The organism is Paenibacillus elgii NBRC 100335, assembly GCF_004000865.1.
Taxonomy (GTDB): domain Bacteria; phylum Bacillota; class Bacilli; order Paenibacillales; family NBRC-103111; genus Paenibacillus_G; species Paenibacillus_G elgii.
Genome location: NZ_BIMB01000019.1, coordinates 72,918 through 92,773 on the forward strand (window position 1 = coordinate 72,918; position 19,856 = coordinate 92,773).

18 protein-coding genes are annotated in these 19,856 nt (G+C 55.3%); 6 read left to right on the forward strand and 12 right to left on the reverse strand.

Annotated features, from left to right (window positions below):
- Positions 1–81 precede the first annotated feature (81 nt).
- A complete protein-coding gene (ald, locus tag PEL01S_RS16175) occupies positions 82–1,212 on the forward strand; it encodes an alanine dehydrogenase (RefSeq protein WP_063180722.1) in 1,131 nt (376 codons plus the stop codon).
- A 97-nt stretch (positions 1,213–1,309) separates the two neighbouring features.
- Positions 1,310–2,530, forward strand: coding sequence for an alanine racemase (alr, locus tag PEL01S_RS16180; protein ID WP_371860708.1), 1,221 nt, complete (start codon positions 1,310–1,312; stop codon positions 2,528–2,530).
- A gap of 63 nt (positions 2,531–2,593) precedes the next feature.
- Here alr and PEL01S_RS16185 read toward each other — a convergent pair whose 3' ends face one another.
- The 3 genes from PEL01S_RS16185 to PEL01S_RS16195 form a co-directional block, all read right to left on the reverse strand.
- Positions 2,594–3,028, reverse strand: coding sequence for a hypothetical protein (locus tag PEL01S_RS16185; RefSeq protein WP_127461020.1), 435 nt, complete (start codon positions 3,026–3,028; stop codon positions 2,594–2,596).
- 170 nt (positions 3,029–3,198) lie between these two features.
- Positions 3,199–4,401 carry an MFS transporter gene (locus tag PEL01S_RS16190; RefSeq protein WP_127461021.1) on the reverse strand — a complete coding sequence of 401 codons (1,203 nt, stop codon included), beginning with the start codon at positions 4,399–4,401 and terminating at the stop codon, positions 3,199–3,201.
- An 18-nt stretch (positions 4,402–4,419) separates the two neighbouring features.
- Positions 4,420–5,589, reverse strand: coding sequence for an iron-containing alcohol dehydrogenase (locus PEL01S_RS16195; RefSeq protein ID WP_063180716.1), 1,170 nt, complete (start codon positions 5,587–5,589; stop codon positions 4,420–4,422).
- Between the two features lie 201 nt (positions 5,590–5,790).
- On the opposite strand from PEL01S_RS16195, the gene PEL01S_RS16200 reads away from it, so the two are divergent.
- On the forward strand, positions 5,791–6,126 hold the full coding sequence (locus PEL01S_RS16200) for a hypothetical protein (protein ID WP_063180714.1): 336 nt from the start codon (positions 5,791–5,793) through the stop codon (positions 6,124–6,126).
- 125 nt (positions 6,127–6,251) lie between these two features.
- Here PEL01S_RS16200 and PEL01S_RS16205 read toward each other — a convergent pair whose 3' ends face one another.
- Complete coding sequence (locus tag PEL01S_RS16205) at positions 6,252–6,644, reverse strand: hypothetical protein (RefSeq protein WP_063180712.1); 393 nt, start codon at positions 6,642–6,644, stop codon at positions 6,252–6,254.
- A gap of 128 nt (positions 6,645–6,772) precedes the next feature.
- The gene (locus tag PEL01S_RS16210; RefSeq protein ID WP_082866905.1) at positions 6,773–7,588 is read right to left on the reverse strand and encodes an SDR family oxidoreductase; all 816 of its coding nucleotides are present in this window, start codon (positions 7,586–7,588) and stop codon (positions 6,773–6,775) included.
- Between the two features lie 166 nt (positions 7,589–7,754).
- Between PEL01S_RS16210 and udk the strand changes: the two genes are divergently transcribed.
- Entirely contained in the window at positions 7,755–8,369 is a 615-nt protein-coding gene (gene udk / locus PEL01S_RS16215; RefSeq protein ID WP_063180710.1) for a uridine kinase, read from the forward strand.
- Between the two features lie 10 nt (positions 8,370–8,379).
- On the opposite strand, the gene PEL01S_RS16220 is transcribed toward udk, so the two are convergent.
- The 5 genes from PEL01S_RS16220 to PEL01S_RS16240 all read right to left on the reverse strand — a co-directional run bounded on the left by PEL01S_RS16220 (position 8,380) and on the right by PEL01S_RS16240 (position 13,946).
- Positions 8,380–9,108, reverse strand: coding sequence for a response regulator (locus PEL01S_RS16220; protein WP_063180708.1), 729 nt, complete (start codon positions 9,106–9,108; stop codon positions 8,380–8,382).
- Positions 9,105–10,712, reverse strand: coding sequence for an ATP-binding protein (locus PEL01S_RS16225; RefSeq protein ID WP_063180706.1), 1,608 nt, complete (start codon positions 10,710–10,712; stop codon positions 9,105–9,107). Before PEL01S_RS16225 ends, PEL01S_RS16220 begins: the two co-directional genes overlap by 4 nt.
- A 113-nt stretch (positions 10,713–10,825) precedes the next feature.
- Positions 10,826–12,352, reverse strand: coding sequence for a tripartite tricarboxylate transporter permease (locus tag PEL01S_RS16230; RefSeq protein WP_127461022.1), 1,527 nt, complete (start codon positions 12,350–12,352; stop codon positions 10,826–10,828).
- A 54-nt stretch (positions 12,353–12,406) separates the two neighbouring features.
- Positions 12,407–12,874, reverse strand: a complete 468-nt coding sequence (locus PEL01S_RS16235; RefSeq protein ID WP_063180698.1) for a tripartite tricarboxylate transporter TctB family protein — start codon at positions 12,872–12,874, stop codon at positions 12,407–12,409.
- A 19-nt stretch (positions 12,875–12,893) separates the two neighbouring features.
- A complete protein-coding gene (locus tag PEL01S_RS16240; protein WP_174806956.1) occupies positions 12,894–13,946 on the reverse strand; it encodes a tripartite tricarboxylate transporter substrate binding protein in 1,053 nt (350 codons plus the stop codon).
- A gap of 263 nt (positions 13,947–14,209) precedes the next feature.
- On the opposite strand from PEL01S_RS16240, the gene PEL01S_RS16245 reads away from it, so the two are divergent.
- Both PEL01S_RS16245 and PEL01S_RS16250 read left to right on the forward strand, forming a co-directional pair.
- Entirely contained in the window at positions 14,210–14,806 is a 597-nt protein-coding gene (locus PEL01S_RS16245; protein ID WP_010495378.1) for a TetR/AcrR family transcriptional regulator, read from the forward strand.
- A 67-nt stretch (positions 14,807–14,873) separates the two neighbouring features.
- Complete coding sequence (locus PEL01S_RS16250) at positions 14,874–16,157, forward strand: MFS transporter (protein WP_127461023.1); 1,284 nt, start codon at positions 14,874–14,876, stop codon at positions 16,155–16,157.
- Positions 16,158–16,243: 86 nt separating this feature from the next.
- On the opposite strand, the gene abc-f is transcribed toward PEL01S_RS16250, so the two are convergent.
- Both abc-f and PEL01S_RS16260 read right to left on the reverse strand, forming a co-directional pair.
- Positions 16,244–18,070 (reverse strand): ribosomal protection-like ABC-F family protein, encoded by a 1,827-nt coding sequence (gene abc-f / locus PEL01S_RS16255; protein ID WP_127461024.1) that lies wholly within the window; start codon positions 18,068–18,070, stop codon positions 16,244–16,246.
- 354 nt (positions 18,071–18,424) lie between these two features.
- Positions 18,425–19,819 (reverse strand): MATE family efflux transporter, encoded by a 1,395-nt coding sequence (locus PEL01S_RS16260; protein ID WP_127461025.1) that lies wholly within the window; start codon positions 19,817–19,819, stop codon positions 18,425–18,427.
- Positions 19,820–19,856 lie beyond the last annotated feature (37 nt).

Genomic DNA, 19,856 nt, shown 5'->3' on the forward strand with positions numbered 1-19,856 from the left:
TCACGAAGAAAACCGCCGGATTTGTTCGATATACTCAGCTTACCAAACGATCCAACCACATTATCAAGGGAGATGGCAATAATGATTATCGGCGTGCCGAAAGAAATTAAAAACAATGAAAACCGCGTGGCCATTACGCCTGCCGGCGTATCCACGGTTGTACAGTCGGGACATAGCGTGTATATTGAAAAAGGAGCAGGTCTCGGCAGCGGATTTACGGACGAGCAATATGCGGCGGCCGGAGCCTTGATGGCCGATGCCGCGCAAGAGGTTTGGGAAAAATCCCAAATGATTATGAAGGTCAAAGAACCGCTTCCTTCCGAATACGGATATTTCCGGGAAGGCTTGATCTTGTTCACCTACCTGCACTTGGCAGCCGATGCGGAATTGGCCGCGGCCTTGACGAAATCGGGTGTCGTTTCCATTGCATACGAAACGGTTGAAGTCAACCGTACGCTCCCGCTTTTGACTCCGATGAGCGAGGTTGCCGGACGGATGGCGACGCAAATCGGAGCGCAGTTCCTGGAGAAGCCGTATGGCGGTAAAGGCGTGCTGCTCGCTGGCGTGCCCGGAGTACAGCGGGCGAAAGTCACGGTCATCGGCGGCGGCGTAGTCGGCACGAACGCGGCGAAAATCGCAGTCGGCTTAGGCGCGGATGTAACGGTCATCGATTTGAGCGCAGACCGCCTTCGTCAGCTTGACGATCAGTTCGGTCCGCAAATTCAGACGCTCATGTCCAATCCTTATAATATCGCTCAAGCGGTACGTCAATCCGATCTCGTTATCGGAGCGGTGCTCATTCCGGGAGCCAAAGCGCCTAAGCTGGTTAGCGAAGATATGGTGCGCAGCATGTCGCCAGGCTCCGTTGTTGTCGACGTTGCCATTGATCAGGGCGGAATTTTCGCAACGGTTGACCGGATCACGACCCACGATGCACCTACGTATGTCAAGCACGGCGTAGTCCACTATGCGGTAGCCAATATGCCGGGTGCGGTTCCGAACACCTCTACTATCGCACTGACAAACGTGACGATTCCGTACGCGCTGCAAATCGCGAACAAAGGCGTGAAGCAAGCGATCGCCGACAGCCCGGCTTTGGCCAAAGGTCTTACAACGGCAGGCGGCGCCATCACATACGAAGCGGTAGCGAAAGATCTGAACTACGACTATGTGCCTGCACACAAGGCACTGGAAACCGTATCCAGCCGATAAATAAACAAAACTCCCCCGCCCTCGGGGGAGATTATTATTTATTCAGCAAATCACCACGAAGGAGCAGCACACCATGCACACAAGGAACGATAGGATTGTGAAACCGCACGAAGAGCTCCCCCGTTCGATTATGCCCGAGCCGGATTACGCCGATTGGGACGGCAGCTTCAGCCATCGTCCGACGCTGGCTGAAATCTCGCTCGATGCCATCGCCTCGAACGCGGCGTACTTTAAGTCGCTTCTCCGGCCCGGCTGCCAGTGGATGGCGGTAGTCAAAGCGAACGGGTACGGCCACGGCGCGGTGGAAACCGCCAGGACGGCACTGAGCGCAGGTGCGGACCGCCTCGGAGTCGCTTTTCTGGATGAGGCGCTCCGCCTGCGGTCGGCCGGCATTGCCGCCCCGATCCTTGTGCTCGGTCACACGCCCCCGGAAGCGATCCGGGAGGCCGTGGCGGCCGATGTGACGCTGACGGTGTTTAGCGGCGAGGCGCTCGAAACGGTGATGCGCGAAGCGGAGAGCTTGAGCCGGGCAGCCCGGATTCACCTCAAGATCGAGACCGGGATGAACCGGCTCGGGATTACGGCGCCAGATGCTGCACTGCAGCTCGCCCGACATGCGAACAAGAGCCCTTATGTGACGCTGGAGGGTATATTTACGCATTTTGCCAATGCGGACCATCCGAGCCCGGCATACACGGAGCTGCAATTTGCGAGGTTTCTCGAATTTCGCGGCGCTTTTGAGGAAGCCGGTATCTCCGTTCCTCTCTGGCATTGCTGCAACACCGCCGCAACCATTGCTTACCCGCATATGCATTTGGATATGGTGCGCGTCGGAATCGGCTTGTACGGCTTGAAGCCGTCGATAAGAGGCGTTATCGCAGGCGCTCCCCTTAAGCCGGCCATGCGGCTCCTATCGCGAATCGTATCGCTCAAAGACGTCCCGGCGTTGGAGCCGGTCAGCTACGGGTGCACGTTTGCCTCCGACAAAGATAGCAGAATTGCCACGGTGCCGCTCGGATACGCCGACGGTATGCCGCGGGCGCTCTCCAATAAAGGAACCGCAACGGTACGCGGACAGTCCGTGCCAATCGCCGGAACGATCTGCATGGACCAGTTGATGCTTGACGTAACCGCAATTCCGGACGCGAAGCTCGGTGACGAAGTCTTGCTTTTCGGCGCGCCGGAAGACAAAGTGACCGCCGCCGATGTCGCAAGCCATGCACATACGATCCATTACGAGATCGTATGCGGCATCAGCGCCCGGGTTCCCCGGGTTTATGTGAAGGAAGGCCGGACAATGTCCACGCGTTTTATATGACAAGACGGCACGACAAACGGGCAGGGTCTCCCCTGCCCGTTTCGTTGTATTCTCAAGCTCGTTCTAGGTCAGGCAAAAACCGTCGACCCGTTGTCCGTTAATGACCCGAAGCTTTCTGGTTTGCGAGCAAGATGACACGACTTTGAACACGCATTTCCGTTCGGACAACGGTTTGATGCAGCGGTTCTGAACTTTGGCCGCCAGCACGAAGTCGGCCAGAGAGGTTGCATCTACGGTAACCAACTCTTGAATAACCTTAACGATACGCGCTTTGCCGCGGAACACCTTGGGAATCGAGAACGTAATGAGGGGGCTGCTCGTACATGGAGTGCATTTGGAGTTAAAGATGACTTCGAACGTAAGCAGATTCCCTTTTTTGCTTCGGAATCTGAGCCCCGCATTATGGACTTTACAAGGACAAGAACTCGATTGAGCGGTTACCCGCTTTGCTGCCTTCGCCTTCCCTTTTCGCACTGAACGAGTACAAGCACAAGCCATAGAATCACCTCTTCTGGAAGTTTCGCATTATTAGTAGATGCGCAGCTTACATAAGAAGTGTGGTTACTCGTCCAGATGCGATAGCATATTTATAAAAGACGCTTGGACCTCCATTTTCATCAAAAAAAATGACTGTCGAAAATTTCTCGACAGTCTGGTTTGTATACACGCTATCTGCTAAGCGACGGCTGCGAGGCGTCCGACCGCTGGCGGCGGGGCCTAAACCAGAACAAGGTCAAGCCCACGGCGATCGCTCCGAATACCCCGGCCAAATAAAAACCGCTTTTCAGTCCCGCCCACTCGTTTAAGCCGCCGGCCAAGAACGGCCCCGCAAACATGCCGATCGCGTACACCGCTTGGTACAGCCCCATCGCTGTAGCTCTCTTTTGTTCCGGAATGTGCTGGATCGAGAGCCCCAGAAGCAGCGGGAAATGCAGCCCTTGGAAAAATCCGTTTACCGCCTGCGTCAGCAGCAGCAGCCCGAAGCCGGGCACCAGCGACGTAGCCGCCGAGCACACGGCACTGACCGCAAAGCCGAGCAGTACGACGTTCCACGCTCCGAAGCGCGGAGCAAATACTTTGCCGGTCATAAACGAGCTGACGGCGTGCGGAATCATGAAGGCAAATACAAGCAGCGTCAGCCCCGCCTCGTCCGCCCCCAGCGATAAGGCGTAGGATGGCGTAAAACCGAACATCGTGATAAACAAGACGCTGTGCGCCAAAATGGACAACGAAGAAACCTTGAGCAGCAGCTTATCCTTCATCACCGGCGCGAGGTCGGCGAAACGCATCGGCGACCGGTCGCCGCTTTCCTTCGGTTCCTTCAGCAGGAAGGCAAGCGCCAGTCCGGCCAGTCCGATGACTGCCCCGGTCCAGAACGCGGCGTTCCATCCGCCCCATTTGACCAGATAGCCGCTCATGCTCATGCCGAAAAGCTGCCCGGCGACAGTAAGCAGGCTGATCGTGCCCATCGCACGAGTCGCTTGTTCGCCGCGGTATAATCCGGCATACATGACGGTAAAAGCGACCCAGGTCGAAGCGCCTACGCCCGACAGCACACGGCCGGCGAACGCCCAACCAAGCTGCTCGCCCAAGGCGAAGCATAAGCAGCTGGCCGCGGTGCACAGCATGCCGAGCAGAATGAACGGCTTCCGGCTCTTGAAACGGTCGGACGTGATCCCGAGCGGCAGACGCAGCACGATCTGCGTCAAACCGTAGCTTCCGAGCACGATCCCGGCCATGGTGTAGGAGGCGCCCAGATGATCAAGGTATGGCGACAGGATCGGCACGTAGACATAGAGCGAGCACCAATATAACAAGGTGACCAGCACAAAGATCGTATGGTTCATTCGCTCTGCGGTTGTCGATTTCATGGTGAGTCTTCTTCCCTCTTATAAGCTTAGCTGCAGAATAGCCTTCACATCTTCCTCATGCAGCACTTTGAACGATCCGATCGGGCCGAACTTGACGGCTTCCTTTGCCATTCGACCGATTTCGCTGTCCCCGATACCGAGATCGGCGAGACGGGCAGGCGCGCCGATGCGCGTAAAGTAATCCCTCGTCGCCTGGATGCCGGTCAATGCGATTTCTTCTTCGCTTTTGCCTGCAGGATCGATGTTCCACACCCGGACGGCAAACTGCACGAACCGATCCGGACGACTGCGGTACACATACTTCATCCAGTTCGGGAACAAAACGGAAAGTCCCGCCGCATGCGCAATATCATAGATCGCGCTCACCTCGTGCTCGATGGCGTGCGTTGCCCAGTCGGTCTGTACGCCGACGCTGATCATGCCGCCGTTCAGCGCATACGTGCCGCACAGCATCAGGTTCGCTCGAGCCTCGTATTGCTCCGGGTCGGCCAGAGCCTGTTCGCCGTTTTCGATGATCGTTTGCAGGATCGATTCGCAAAGCCGCTCTTGCAGAGGCGTGTCCGGCGTGAGGCTGAAATATTGCTCGAAGACGTGCGACATCATGTCCACGATCCCGTTTACCGTTTGATCCGCAGGCACCGTATACGTCAGCGTCGGGTCCAGAATGGAAAATTGGGGATAAGCGTAAATGCTGCCGAACGATTTCTTCAGCTTTTCTTCCCAGTTCGTGATAACGGCGTTGCCGTTCATTTCGGAGCCCGTTGCGGATAAGGTCAACACCGTGCCGAGCGGCAGCGCCGCCGTGATTTTCGCTTTCCGCATCAGAAAATCCCAGACGTCTCCCTCATACGGAACGCCGACGGCGACGGCTTTGGCTGCGTCAATTACGCTGCCTCCGCCCACGGCCAGAATCAAATCGACGCCTTCCGCGCGGCACAGCTCGATTCCCTTGCGCACCGTCGTAACCCGGGGATTCGGCTCGACGCCTGGCAGCTCAACGGTTCGAACACCCGCATCGGCAAGCTGCGTGAGGACGCGGTCGTACAGGCCGGTCTTTTTGATGCTTCCGCCGCCATAAACGAGCAGCACCGTTTTGCTGCCGCAGGCCGCTACTTGCTCGCCCAGCTGCTCCAGCTTGCCCACACCGAACAAGATTTTGGTCGGATTATGAAAATCAAACGAATTCATCATCATTCCTCCTTCAATACTTATGCATTCTATATATTATACTAGGTTGCGATCCGTAGTACTAGCACACGCAAATTCGACATTCTTTTCACAAGATGCGCCCGCTTTTCTGCAAGATGTTCCAAAAATCCATAACTTTCCATGAATTGGTGTATGATGCAATTGTCAATCGAACATCACTTAATCAAGGAGGAACGCCATATGAAAAAATCACTCACAGTTTTAACCTTGACCGCAGCCGTTTTCGCCAGCGCTCTCTCGCCTACGGCGAGCTTTGCAGCAACCGAGCCTGCTTCTGCTTCCCCATCGGCAGGAAGCCAAGCATACTACGAAGATCCTTGGTACATGAATAAAGGCGAAGTCAGAGAGTTATACTCTGCTTCGGGGTATACCTACAAGGTACAGGGAGATAACGCCATAGTGTACAAAAAGAAAGGCGTATGGTATCTGGAAGGAACCGTACACGGCGATTCGCTGTTGATCCAGCTAAAAAACGGAAAGCCGGTCAAGGAATACGTTATTTATGTGACAGACTAGGCATTTAAAAAGCAATCGGCTTGGCAAAACCCGCGGAATTCCCGTTCCGGCGGGTTTTTTCGCCACAAAAAAAGCCCTGCGCAGATAGCACTGTAACAGGGCTGGATATGAAAAAGCTATCAGCGTCAAGTGAAGCTCTTGAGGCCGCCATACTGGGAAATCGCAAGCAGCAAATCGCGCAGTATCGGCAATACGAATTGCACGCCGTCAAGCCGAAATATGCCGCTCCGGTTATGTACCGTCGCTTCTTTCACGTACAGGCGGTAATGCGGCATCCCGGATTGCATGCTGACGGTCTCGCTTCCGGAGGCGCCGCTTTTTTGGAACGTAATCGGACGGGCGCCGTACGGCGGCTCGTATGGCAAAATGCTGATAATATCTTCAAGCTTGATATGATAATTGGCATGCGGCTTTTGGAACACGAGTTCCTTGGTTGAGACCGTTAGTCCGAAATCTCTCTTTTTATGAGAAATTTTCAGATCCCCCTCCAGCCCCTTGATCTTGATAAATTCGTTCATGCTCTCTCCCCCTCCCAGAGCCGTAGGCAGCTGTTCGGCGGATTGCCTCGAACGTTCCGATCCGAACGGCTAAGACCTTGAAGCGAGCATACCATAAATGGCCTCCCCGCGCTACATGTCCCGTTCGGTCAAATCAACGACTCCGCCCCGTCGATGAAAATTTCCGTTCCGGTAATGTGGCTCGATGCGTCGGACGCAAGAAAAGCGACCAGATCCGCCACCTGCTCCGGCTGTCCGGGACCGTGCTCCAAAGGTTGATTACCCTCCGGATATTCCACCTTGATCTTGACTTTCTCCAACTCCGGCGACGGATGCGTACTTTGATTGATGTGGGTTTTGATCGAACCCGGACACAAGGCGTTCACCCGGATTTTGTAACGGGCAAGCTCAAGCGCCGCCATCTTCGCAAAAGCGATCTGACCCGCCTTGGATGTGCTGTACGCCGACATCCCGAAGTTCGAGAAGACGCGGCTGCCGTTGATCGAGCTGGTAACGATGATACTGCCGCCCTTTTGCTTCATATGAGGAATCGCATATTTCACGCACAGAAACGTCCCTTTCAGATTGACGAACAGCGTATGGTCCCAATCTTCCGGCTTCATATCCTCGATCGGCGCTAGTACGCCGTTGATCCCCGCATTGGCAAAGACGACGTCAAGCCGTCCCCACGTTCCTGCTGCCGTATCGATCGCCTGCTTCACCCGCAGCGGGTCGGACACGTCCACGTCCACCGTGATCGTCTGGGCCTGCATGGCCGTCAGCTCCTGCTTGACCTGTTCGGTGCGATCGTTTAGCAGATCGAGCAGACATACCTTCACTCCCTGCTTGGCCAAGGCAATCGCGGCGGCGCGGCCGATCCCGGAACCGGCGCCGGTAACGACTGCGACCTTGTCTTTCAACCCCGGGAGCGTCATCCCGGGTTGTTGCAGCGTCTGTAAAGTCATCCGTTCTCGCTCCTTCGTCTTGTAAATGTTCGGCAACAGCGTTATTTTGCCAAAAGCTCCGAAGAATATGTGACAACGTCCGACCGGACTCGTGTTCCGAGGGCATTTGTGCTACAATACTAAAATTGAAGTTTGATCTTACGCGGCAGGAGGCATTTTCCCCTTTATGTTAATCATCGGTATCGCAGGAGGCACAGGTTCGGGCAAAACGACGGTCGCACGCTCCGTTATCGACCGGCTCGGATCCGACAAAGTAACGTTTATTTCGCAGGACAATTATTACAAGGATCACTCGCATATATCCCTCACGGAACGGGAATCGATCAACTACGATCATCCGTTCGCCTTCGATAACGAATTGCTGTTCGCGCATTTGAAACAGCTGAAAAATCAAACGGTTGTGACGGCGCCCGTCTACGACTTTTCCAAGCATGCGCGGTCAACCACCCATACCGTCGAACTGAAGCCGAACAAAATCATCATGATTGAGGGGCTCCATGTGTTGTCGGACGAGCAGCTTCGTGGCATTCTGGACATTAAGGTGTTCGTGGACACTGACCCGGACGTACGGATTCTGCGTCGAGTGCTTCGCGATATCGAGGAGCGCGGCAGGTCGATCCAATCCGTGTACGATCAGTATTTGACGACGGTCAAACCGATGCACGAAGCCTTCATCGAGCCGTCCAAAAAATATGCCGACCTCATCATCCCCGAGGGCGGGCACAATGAAGTCGGCATCCAGCTGCTGTCGATTTTGACGGAAAAGTATTTAACGGAATAAACCATTTACCTCATTTATTTTTTCGGAAGTACACCCGCTCCGGGCGGCCGACATCTCCGTAAGACAAATCGGCGCGAAGCTTGCCTTCTTCCGCCAAATGCTCCAAGTAGCGTCTGGCCGTAGAGCGGCTGACGCCGATCCGCTTCGCCGTTTCTTCCGCGGTGAGCGGCGCGTTCGCCTCGGAGATCGCTTGAACGATTTTATCCAGTGTCAGCTTGTCGATGCCTTTGGGCAGCGAAGCTCCCGGACCGGGGGCTTCTTTTTTTGTGCTGCCTTGAAGCAGGCGGTCGATCTCATCTTGACCGATCGAGGCGTTATCTTGGCCCAACTGCTTGATCGTCCGGTGGAACGACTCGTACCGCTGCAGCGTCTCCTGCATTCTGCTGAAGAGCACCGGCTTGATGATATAATCGAACACGCCGCCGCGGATCGCTTCCCGAACGGCTTCGACTTCTTTGGCCGCGGTAATCATAATGACGTCCGCCTGCCGGTGCTGCTGGCCGATGGTACGAAGCAGCTCAAGCCCGCTGGTCTCCGGAAAATAAATGTCGAGCAGCACCAGATCCGGCTCCAGCACGCTCATCAGCTCCAGCGCCTGCGGCTCGTCGGTCGCGATGCCAACAACGCCAAAGCCCGGCACTTTCTCGACGAACCGCCGGTTAATCTCCGCGATCCGCTCATCGTCTTCGACGATCAGCACGCGGATCGGCGGGGTCGCATTCGCAGCGTCAGCCTTCAAGTTCCTTCTCCTTTCTTCGGTTCGACCCGTTTCGGAATGACAACCGAGAACACGGTGCCGCCCTCACCCGACGGTTCGTGTAAAATCCGGCCGCCGAGCTTATCCACCGCATGCTTGACCAGCGCAAGTCCGATGCCCCGATGCTCGCCCTCCTTGCTCGACACGCCTTTCTGGAAAATGTCCCCTGCCCAATCGTCCGGGATACCCGGACCGTTGTCCTCGCATTCGATCATCAGGTCTTCGCCGTAATCGCTCAGAAACAAGGTCACCTTCTTTTCTTCGTCGGCAGAATATTCAAGCAGCGCTTCCATGGCATTGTCCGTTAAATTGCCGATGATCGTCACGAGCAGATCCCGGTCAACCCGGGCAGGCACATCCTTGAACGAGGTTTCGGGATCGATCTCGAACTTGATTTTCAGCTCGTGGGCGCGGTTATATTTGCCGATTAACAATCCCCCGATCACCGGGTCGGGAATTTCCCGCATAATAAACTGAATGAAATTTTGATGCACATCCGTTTCCTTGGAAATCATCTCGACGGCCTCTTGATACGATTCGAGCTGGATGAGTCCGGAGATGACATACAGCTTATTGGAATATTCGTGGGTTTGCGCCCGCAGCCCCTCGGCGAACCTCTTGACCTGGGACAGCTCCTCCGCGAGCCGATACACCTCCGACTTGCTGCGGAAGCTGACTACGGCGCCGATGACTTCGTTTTGCCTATTGAACACCGGCACCCGGTTCGCAACGACCTCTTGACCGTGCATAATCATCTCGACGTCGAATTCGGACTGCCCGGTGCGAATCACCGTGAGCAGCCGGGATTTCGGAACGATCTCCCGGATTGGCTTGCCGATCAGCCTGGTATCGTCGGGAAGCCCCAGAATGCGCAGCGTCTGCTGATTCGCCAAGGTGATCAAGCCGTTGCGGTCCACCGCGAGTATCGCTTCACGAATCGATTCGAGAATCGCTTTTTTCTCCATGTAAAGCGTTCCGATTTCTTCCGGCTCCAGACCGTGAATCGAACGCCGGACGCCTCTCGCAATCACGACGGCCCCGGCCATCGCTACGGCTAACGCTGCGAGGGAAATCAGCAAAATCCGCTGCTGATACACATCGTCCCATCGGTTAATATCGTCCAGGAGGAAGCCCACCGATACAATGCCGATCACATCCCCGTTCTCGGCCCGGATCGGCACTTTCCCGCGCAGCGAAGGCCCCATGGACCCTTCCGCCTTGGAGATGATCGACTTGCCTTCGAGCACCGGACCGTTGTCGCCGCCGACCATTTCTTTGCCGATCCGCTCGGGTACCGGATGGGAGTACCGTATTCCTTCACGGTTGCCGATGACCAAATACAAGGCGCCCGTCTTTTCGCGAATTTGCTCGGCAAGCGGCTGAATGACGGACGACGGCTCCGCAAGCTTGAACGCATGGCGAATTTCGGGAATTTCCGCCACGGTCTCCGCCACCTTGAGCGCCCGGGTTCCGATCTGGTCTTCCATCATGGAGGTCACCATATATTCGACAACCCCCGCCGCTACCGTAAGTACGGAGAAAAGGAGCGTGCATATGAGCAAAATCAGCTTCGTTTGTAAGCGCATAAACTCCCCCTTTTTCCTATGATACCACATCCGGCATCCACCGACACAAAGCCCCGGGAGTCCAATAAGCTTGGACCTGCCCGGGGATGATTTCGGAACGGATTCGTCCCGCTTTACGCTTCTTCGTTGACGATCACTTTTTTGCCGCGCAGCTTCATCACAAACGGAATGGCCAGCCACAGCACGGCGATGATCAGGAAAACCAAGGAAACCGGCTTCATGACGAAGATGGAGAAATCGCCGCTTGAAATCGTCAGCGCCCGCCGCATGTTGTTTTCGATCATCGGTCCGAGGACCAGCCCGAGCACGAGCGGCGCGATCGGGTAGTCGTTCTTCGAAAGAAAATAGCCGGCAACCCCGCACGCAAGCAGCAGCATCAAATGAAAGACGGACATCTGTACGGCGTATACACCGAAGATGGAAATGGTTACGATAATCGGAATCAAGTATTTCGCCGGCGTTTCGATAATTTTGGCAAACACCTTCACCAATGGCATGTTGAGCAGCAGCAGCATGACATTTCCGATAAACATACTGGCAATCAAGCCCCAAGCGATGCTTGGATGATCCTCGAACAGCAGCGGGCCCGGCTGCACGTTGTACATGATGAGCGCCCCCATGAGCACGGCGGTCGTGCCCGTTCCGGGAATGCCGAGCGTCAGCAGCGGAATCATCGCGCCGCCTGAAGCGGCATTATTGGCCGATTCCGGTCCGGCGACACCTTCGATGGCGCCCTTGCCGAATTTCTCGGGATGCTTGCTGATTTTTTTCTCCAGCAGGTACGAGAGGAACGAGGCCAAGGTCGCCCCGGAGCCGGGGACGATGCCTTTGAAGAAGCCGACGAGCGAGCCGCGCACAATCGGCATCGCGCTATCCTTCATGTCCTGCTTCGTCGGCAGGATGCGGTTGATTTTAGCAATTTCGCCGGTGTCCGCATCTTTCTCCAGGATGGTTTTGAACACTTCCCCGAGGGCGAACATCCCGACGGCGACGGTCAAGAACTCGATGCCCTGGTATAGCTCGGGAATGTCAAACGTAAAGCGCGAGACACCGGACACCGCGTCTATTCCGATCGTCGCCAGCGCCAGGCCGAATACGGTCATCAGCAGCGCTTTCGTGATCGATTTCCCGGCCAGTCCGCTTAACGCGCACAGTCCGAGCACCATGAGCGAAAATTCTTCGGCGGGGCCCATTTTGAGCGCCACATTCGACAGCGGCTCGGCCAGGAGCACCAGTCCGATCAAGGAAATCACGCCGGCGACGAAGGAGCCGATCGCCGCAATCGAGAGCGCCGACCCTGCCCGGCCCTGCTTCGCCATCGGATAACCGTCCAGGGCGGTAACGACGGAGGACGATTCCCCCGGCGTATTGAGCAGGATCGAGGTGGTCGAGCCGCCGTACATCGCTCCGTAATACACGCCGGCCAGCAGGATGATCGAGCTGGTCGCGGCGGCTTCCGGCGGCAGCCCGCTGGTAAGCGAGGTGGTGACCGGGATTAGCAGAGCGACCCCGCTGATAGGCCCGATCCCCGGAAGAACGCCGACCATCGTCCCGATCAACACGCCGGCAAAGGCAAACAGCAAGTTGTACCAGATCAGTGCCGTAGCAAACCCGCTGAGCAAATATTGTAACGTATCCATGAAGCCTTACCCTCCCCTAGCAATCCGAACGATTGCCGTATCGAAAGCATTCGCTCAGAGGCCCAGCCAAGAAGGCAAGCCTGGCAAAGTGCCCTTCAGCAATTCGACATAGACGTAATAGACGCCGATGGAAAAGCCTGCGGAAATGATGGCCGAGTATAACCATTTTCCCCGTTCCATCGTTTGAAAGCCGATCATCAGAAAAATAAACGTACTGATCACATAGCCGATTTCCTCAAGCAGCATAATATAGCCGATCGTAGAAGCCAAAATGACGAGAAACCGCTTATAATCCAGCTTCGCTCCGCGATCTTCCCCTTTAGAAGCAGCCGGGTATTTCAACGTTTCGTAGAATAGCCTCAAGCTGATCAGTATCAGCAGAATGCCAAGGCCGAGCGGAAAGATATTCGGTCCCACGTGGCTTCCGTAGGCGCTGCTGGAAATCGATAAACTGCCATAAGCGAATGCCGTTCCGACCGCGAGAAAAACGATTGATATCGTGCGGTCAAATGCTTTGTTCATCGGACCAACCTCCCTATCCTTACTTCGCCATGCTGAGCGCCGTCAGCATGTCCTTCACCTGCGATTCCTGCTGGGCGAGGAACGCTTTGAAATCGGCCGCATTCTTGTAATCTTTCTCCCACACGTTCACCTGAAGCTCTTTTTTCCAGATTTCGGAATCGGACATTTCCTTCAGCTTGGCATCCCAGAAGGCAAGCTCATCCTTGCCCATTTCCTTCGGACCGAAAATGCCGCGCCAAATGTTAAATTCGGCATCGATACCCTGCTCCTTGAGCGTCGGGACATCCTTCAGCTCGCCGGAAAGCCGGTTCGGCGCCGTCACGGCCAGCACGCGCACTTTGCCCGCTTTGACATATTCGCCTACGCTGGAAGCGTCGGTCGCAATCACGTCCGCGTTGCCGCCAAGCAGCGAGGTCATCGCTTCGCCGCCGCCATCGTACGAAACGTACTTTACTTTCTTCGGATCGATCCCCGACTTGTAGGCCGGGAGCACGGCAATCAGATGATCCATCGAACCCGGCGCGGAGCCTCCCGCAACCGTTACCTTCGTCGGATCGGTCTTCAGCGCTTCGATCACCGATTTCATATCTTTAAACTTCGAATTCGCGCTAACCACGAGCGCGCCGTAGTCCTTGGTAAGTTGTGCCAGCGGCGTCGTATCCTTGTACCCGTACGGGCTGTTGCCTTCCTTCTTCAAGTTGTTGATCAGAATCGGCGGCGAGCTGACGAACAGCTTGTAATTGTCTTTCTTGTCCTTCGTGGCATATTCGGCCATGAAGACCGCGCCGCCGCCGCCCGGTTTGTTTTCTACGGTAATGGGCTGACCGACCGCCTTGCTTTCGGCCAGCGTCTTGGCGACGGACCGCGCCGTCTTGTCCCAGCCGCCGCCTGCGCCGGACGGAGCGACGATGACGATCGGCTTCTCGGGGTACGATGACGTTTTGCCGGAGGCTGCCGGGTTGGCATTCGGTTGTGAAGCGCCCCCGCCCGCACCGCATGCCGTCAAACTGAGCGTCAGAATGCCGGTGAGCGCGATTTTCCAAGATGTGTTCGATAGCGTTTTCAATATCATAGGTGAGGACCTCCAACTTTATTTTTTTGTTTTACCTTTTTTGATAGCGCTTTCTTATCGATTGCTTCGTCATTGTAGCATTAAGCGCTTTCACGAGCCTAGCTTCTGCTCATAAGTTGAATAATTCGCATTGTGCGCATTTTGCTCATTCTGTTCACGGAATGTTCAAAGATGATTTTGCTCTCGAGCGACTTGCTATTTCGCTCCGTTTCCTTTATTCTAACAATTAGACCGGACGGTCAGATTAATAAATGAGGTGCACGATGGCACGCAAACGTCCCGAAGAAGCGGAACAGACCCGCAAACATATACTCGCCACCGCCAAGGAGCTGTTTGTCCAAAAAGGATACAGTGCCACGTCGATTGACGATATTCGCGTGAACTCCGGCATGAGCAAAGGCAGCATCTATTATCATTTCAAAAGCAAGGAATCCCTGTTCCTGAAATTGCTGGATGAGAACATGCAGGAATGGATAGATCAATGGACTAAGCTGTCCGCTTCCTTGACGAGCGAAACCGAACGGCTATACGCGCTGGCCGATCATTTTGCGCTCGATCTTCAAAATCCGCTCATGAAAGCGGCAGAGGAATTTTCCGGCAGTCAAACCGCCGATCCCGACATCTTGAACTACTTGCTGACGCTTGCCAAGACCCCCCACCAGCATGTAAAGAACGTGCTGCAGGCCGGTATGGATAAGGGTGAATTCAAAAAAGACGACCCCGAGCAATTAACTTTCATCGTCATGGGAACGCTTGGGGGCTTGAGCGCCACTTATTACGAGAATTATTCGATGGACCAATTGATTGCCATTCATCGCAAGGCGATCGACACGATTTTGAACGGAATTCGGCCTGACTGAGCGGTTTCCGTCTTTTTCGAGCTTTATTAAACCGGACGGTCAGTTTATTATGAAGGAGGATTTATTTATGAGTCATTCGCCTATCCCCCCTACTCATCCACCCTTATGGCGAAACCGCGTATTCCAAATCGTAGCTTTCGCCGATCTGCTGCAGCAGCTTGCGATATGGACGCGCAATATCGCCCTGCTCTTTTATGTCATGGAGATGACCAATAACGATCCGGTTGCCGTCTCTTTGCTCACGATGTTCGAGTATTTGCCGATCTTTATCTTCTCGTTCATCGGCGGCACCTTCGCGGATCGTTGGAACCCGAAGAAAACGGTTATCGCCGGAGATACCTTGAGCGCGATCTCGATCGGAATCATTGCGCTGTGCATGATGTCAGGGCTGTGGCAGGCCGTCTTCGTAGCGACGATCGTGTCCGCGGTGGTCAGCCAGTTCTCGCAGCCGTCCTCCTCCATCCTGTTCAAAAAGCACGTTCCCGAGGAGCAGGTCGGCTTGGCCGTCAGCATTACGCAAGGTTTGATGTCGATCTTCGTTATTGTCGGGCCGATTATCGGCACGTCGATTTACACGATGCTGGGCATCCAATATTCGTTGTTCGTGCTGATCGGATTATTTTTGCTTGCGGCAATCATCCAAATCGGGCTTCCTTCGTCGGAGCGTTCCACGGAATCGGCTAACAGTACGATCATGCAGGACATGGCCGAGGGCTTTCGCTACGTCAAGCGGAACCGAAACTTGGTCGTTATCGCCGCTATCTTCACTTTGATCGGTCTCGCTGTCGGAATCATTCAACCGCTCGATGTCTATATTCTGATCGAACGGCTCGGCCTTCACAAAGAAAATTTGCAATGGTTCTATGCCGTTTCCGGAATCGGGATGCTTCTCGGGGGGCTGCTTGCCGCAGCGCTATCCTCCCGCATTCAACGGTTCGCCAAGACGGTCATGTTTCTCGGCCTGCTGATTCTGGCCGCATCGATCGCTTTTGAAGTACTGTCCCGGTGGGTGTTCGTCACGGCTTCCATGCGCTTTTTCGTCGGGATTACGGAAGCTTTCCTGCAAATCGTGCTCAGCACGTTCATGATTAAGCTGGTGCATGCCGATTACATCGGACGAACGAACGGTATTCTGGCTCCGCTCATGACCGGAGGCGTCTTGATCGGCTCGGGAGCCGCCGGAGTGTTGATGAGCTCGACCTCGTTGATGACAACATTCTTCATCTCCGCCGCGCTTGTCGCTGCCGCCGCCTGCATCAGCCTGCAATTGTCGTTCCCTTCCGGCCAGATGACGAACGAGCCGGAGACGAAAGCGGACATGGCCAAGAAAGAGTCGGTGCCAACGATGTAATTTCAGGCGATCCGTCAGCTATCACTGAAAGATGCCTCTCAGGATGGGTTTATTCCGTCCCGAAAGGCATCTTCTTTTCGTCGTGATTACAATTGTTTCAAGCTCATAAGCAGCGCGCTCAGCCGCTTGATGTCGGCTATCAACTGCTGCCGGTCCGCTTCAAGCTCCGGCTCCGGCTCAGCCATCAACTGTGTCAGCTTAAGCTCCAACCGGCCGATTTCGTTCTCCTGCCGCTGGTTTTCCGCCGAGATATCGGCATCTCTTCGCTTGGCCATATATTCGACATACGTTCCCGGAAAAGCTTTTGCCCCCGTACCGTCCAAAATCAGCAGCCGGTTTGCGATGTTCTGCAGCAGGTACCGGTCATGCGAAACAAGGACAAGCGCCCCTTGGTATTCGAGCAGCGCCTCCTCAACTTTCTCCCGCGTATCGATATCCAAATAGTTCGTCGGCTCATCCAGTATTAACAGATTGAACCCGCCAAAATACAGATGGAGAAACGCGACCCGACATTTCTCGCCCATACTCAGGTCGCCGATCCGTTTAAACGCCTCGTCCCCGCTGAATAGAAAGCAGCCCAGAATGGTCCGTGCATGAGACGACTGGGTCATACCCGGCAGCCGCAGCAGGCTATCCAGAATCGTCTCGTCCGGGTTCAACTGGTCGAGTTCCTGCGCGAAGTAACCGATTCTCGTCTGCGGATGAAGCTTAACTTCGCCCGAGGCCGGGGTTAGACTCCCGGTCATGAGCCGCAGCAGCGTCGTTTTCCCCGCTCCGTTCAATCCGATGACCGCAACCCGGTCCCCCCGATTGACGCTCACGCTCAGCGCCTGAAAGATCTGTCTGCCGCCATCGTAGGCAAAGCCTACCTCCTCGATGCGCAGCAGTGTCCCGGCCGCAAACGGCCGGTCCTGAAGCTGCATATGCAGGCCCCCTTCCTCGCGGGGCTTCCGCACCCGGTCCCGGTCAAGCCGTTCGAGCGCCGCTTCCTTCGCCTTGAGCCGGGAAACGTTCTTTTTCGCCTTCGAGCGTAAAAAATCGTTTTGTCCCGCAGCTTGATGCGCCTGATGGAACCACTGCTGGTATCGCCGGATGCTCTCCAGAAGCTTCTCGCGGGCCTGCTCCTGCTTTTTATGCAACGCTTCTTGCGTCTGCCATTCGATGTCCTTCTGCTTCCGGTAATCCGAATAACCTCCCGGGTACAGCCGGCCACCCTGTCCGGTCAGCTCGTAAATGGCCGACGCCGTCCGGTCCAGAAAATACCGGTCGTGCGAGACGAACAGCACGGTGCCTGCGTACTGCCGCAGCCACTGCTCCAGCCAGCTTAACGTCTCTTCGTCGAGATGGTTAGTCGGTTCGTCGAGCACAATGAATTTCGGCTCCCGGACCATCAGTCTCGCAAGCTGCGCCCTCGTTTTCTGCCCCCCGCTCAAACAGTGAAAGGGCTGCCGCCATAAGCCCGGATCAAGCTTCACCCGCTGCAAGCATTTTTCCGCTTGAAGCTCCCATTCGTAGCCGCCCTGCTGCATATAGCGTTCGTGCAGCTCTCCGTACTGATCCAGCAGTGCCGACGATTCCTCCTGACTCATCCGCCGCTGCAACCCCTCCAGCCGAAGCTTCAGCGCATAACGACTCTCCGAGCCGGACAGCACGAAGTCCAGCACCGTCTTCTCCCGGACTCCGGCAGGATGCTGCTCCAGCCATCCCCACTCCTCCAAGGGCACATGCCGATGCACGCTCCCGTGATCGAACGCCGTTTGACCCAGCAATCCATTCAGAAGCGTCGTTTTGCCCGTTCCGTTTCTTCCGAAAATCGCGATGCGCTGCCCTTCGGCTATCTCAAAGGACACGTTCTCGAACAAAACCGTGCCATCCCATTCCTTGCGCAAATCCGTTGCTTTTACGATTAGCATTGTGGCATTCCTCCGTTTCATGACAACAAAAAAACCGCAGCCCGGGGCTTACGGTCATATGCATGCATAGAGAGGACAAGCAGCGCGAGGGCGCACACGAAAAAACCTTCCGGCCTGGCAGCTTGTTAACCGTTCGTCATTGTATCGAATGGACTCTCGTGGGCACACGTATCCCGTCCGCTTTTCCCCGGGGAAAAACGTTTGCATTCCTGCAATTTGTTCCTAGGATAACGTGTTATGATATCATCGCCGCACAAGTCCTCCGATTTCATAAGGATAAGTTGAATTCACTTTACCATAACGTTCCTCTGGAATCCAAGGGAGGAATTCGTTATACGAAAACTTTCATCACAACTACTCCGCCTGACCCGGCTCCGGAGTCAGCATCTTGGCGCTCCGCCAATTCCCCCACATGTAGTAAGCAACGGAAATCACAATACTGATGCAAAAGCCGATGGGAAAGCTCCACCAGAGCGCTTCCAGCCCGAACGTATTACCCAAATAGTAGGCCAGCGGCACACGGATGCACCAGAGCGCCAGGAAGGCGGTAAGCAGCGGCACCATGACCGCGCCGGTCGAACGAACGACGCCGGAGACGACGAACGTAATCCCGAAGAGGACGAACGCCCACAGCGTAATATGGTTGATGTTCATTCCGATGGCAATGGCCGCCTCGTCCTGCAGAAACAATTGCAGGGCTTGCCGGTTGAACACATAAATCAACCCGACGAGTGCGCCCGTCATCACGAAGTTGAATGCAATTCCAAGCAGCGTCGTCTTGTGCACCCGGTCCCATTTGCCCGCTCCGACGTTCTGCGCAGCCAGCGTCGACACGGCTCCACCGATCGCCATCGCCGGCATTTGGACATAGCTCGAGAGCTGCATGGCCGCGCCGAACGCTGCGGTCGCCATCGAGCCGAAGCTGTTCACCAGACTGACGATGGCAATGGCGCTGGTCGAGACGACCATCATTTGCAGGCCCATCGGCAGCCCTTTTTTGACAAGCGAGACGATAATTTGCCGGTCCAGCCGAATATATCGCCGGTCCGCACGGGTCAGTCGCAAAAAATAACGGCTCCGGTACAAGTGGACGATCAAGCCGACCAGACTTATCAACTGGGCGATAACCGTGGCTACGGCGGCGCCGGCCGTTTCAAGGCGTGGAATCGGCCCTATTCCGAAAATGAACACGGGATTCAGCGCAATATCGATCACGGTCGACAGCAGCAAAAAGTAGAACGGCGTTTTGGAGTCGCCCGCGCCCCGCATGATCATCATCACGAAATTGTAGAAGAACATGAACGGTACGCCGACAAAAATAATGCGCAAATACGCGGTGGCATAAGGCATCGCATCTTTTGGGGTCTGCATCCATTCGAGAATCGGTGACGAGAAAATAAAACCGATCGCGGTGATGATCACCGCCAAAGTAACAAAAAACAGCGCGCTCGTACCGACCACGCGCTTGGCTTGCTCCTCGTTTTGCGCGCCGATGCTTTGTCCGATCAGAATCGTGGAAGCCATCCCGATGCCGAATACAAGGCTAAGCAGGAAAAACATAATATTGTTCGCGTTGGAAGTCGCAGCGAAAGCGCTCTCACCAAGGTAATTGCCAACCCAGATCGAGTTGATCGTTCCGTTCAACGACTGGAGCACGTTGCCCAACAGCACCGGCAGAGCAAACAGCAGCAGCTTCTTGGCTATCGGGCCTTCCGTCAAATTGACGCTTGCAGCGTTTGTTTTAGGCATTGTGATCCCTCCGGAGAAAAGAAAAGCGGCCCGGGAG

What these genes read in the sequence shown, in the direction of transcription:
- abc-f (WP_127461024.1), bottom strand. Translation starts at nt 18,070, where the DNA reads ATGCTAATCGTAAAAGCAACGGATTTGCGCAAGGAATGGGATGGCACG.
- PEL01S_RS16260 (WP_127461025.1), bottom strand. Translation starts at nt 19,819, where the DNA reads ATGCCTAAAACAAACGCTGCAAGCGTCAATTTGACGGAAGGCCCGATA.
- PEL01S_RS16195 (WP_063180716.1), bottom strand. Translation starts at nt 5,589, where the DNA reads ATGAATTCGTTTGATTTTCATAATCCGACCAAAATCTTGTTCGGTGTG.
- ald (WP_063180722.1), top strand. Translation starts at nt 82, where the DNA reads ATGATTATCGGCGTGCCGAAAGAAATTAAAAACAATGAAAACCGCGTG.
- PEL01S_RS16190 (WP_127461021.1), bottom strand. Translation starts at nt 4,401, where the DNA reads ATGAAATCGACAACCGCAGAGCGAATGAACCATACGATCTTTGTGCTG.
- PEL01S_RS16235 (WP_063180698.1), bottom strand. Translation starts at nt 12,874, where the DNA reads ATGAACAAAGCATTTGACCGCACGATATCAATCGTTTTTCTCGCGGTC.
- PEL01S_RS16185 (WP_127461020.1), bottom strand. Translation starts at nt 3,028, where the DNA reads ATGGCTTGTGCTTGTACTCGTTCAGTGCGAAAAGGGAAGGCGAAGGCA.
- PEL01S_RS16205 (WP_063180712.1), bottom strand. Translation starts at nt 6,644, where the DNA reads ATGAACGAATTTATCAAGATCAAGGGGCTGGAGGGGGATCTGAAAATT.
- PEL01S_RS16250 (WP_127461023.1), top strand. Translation starts at nt 14,874, where the DNA reads ATGAGTCATTCGCCTATCCCCCCTACTCATCCACCCTTATGGCGAAAC.
- PEL01S_RS16245 (WP_010495378.1), top strand. Translation starts at nt 14,210, where the DNA reads ATGGCACGCAAACGTCCCGAAGAAGCGGAACAGACCCGCAAACATATA.
- PEL01S_RS16240 (WP_174806956.1), bottom strand. Translation starts at nt 13,946, where the DNA reads ATGATATTGAAAACGCTATCGAACACATCTTGGAAAATCGCGCTCACC.
- PEL01S_RS16225 (WP_063180706.1), bottom strand. Translation starts at nt 10,712, where the DNA reads ATGCGCTTACAAACGAAGCTGATTTTGCTCATATGCACGCTCCTTTTC.
- PEL01S_RS16230 (WP_127461022.1), bottom strand. Translation starts at nt 12,352, where the DNA reads ATGGATACGTTACAATATTTGCTCAGCGGGTTTGCTACGGCACTGATC.
- PEL01S_RS16200 (WP_063180714.1), top strand. Translation starts at nt 5,791, where the DNA reads ATGAAAAAATCACTCACAGTTTTAACCTTGACCGCAGCCGTTTTCGCC.
- udk (WP_063180710.1), top strand. Translation starts at nt 7,755, where the DNA reads ATGTTAATCATCGGTATCGCAGGAGGCACAGGTTCGGGCAAAACGACG.
- PEL01S_RS16210 (WP_082866905.1), bottom strand. Translation starts at nt 7,588, where the DNA reads ATGACTTTACAGACGCTGCAACAACCCGGGATGACGCTCCCGGGGTTG.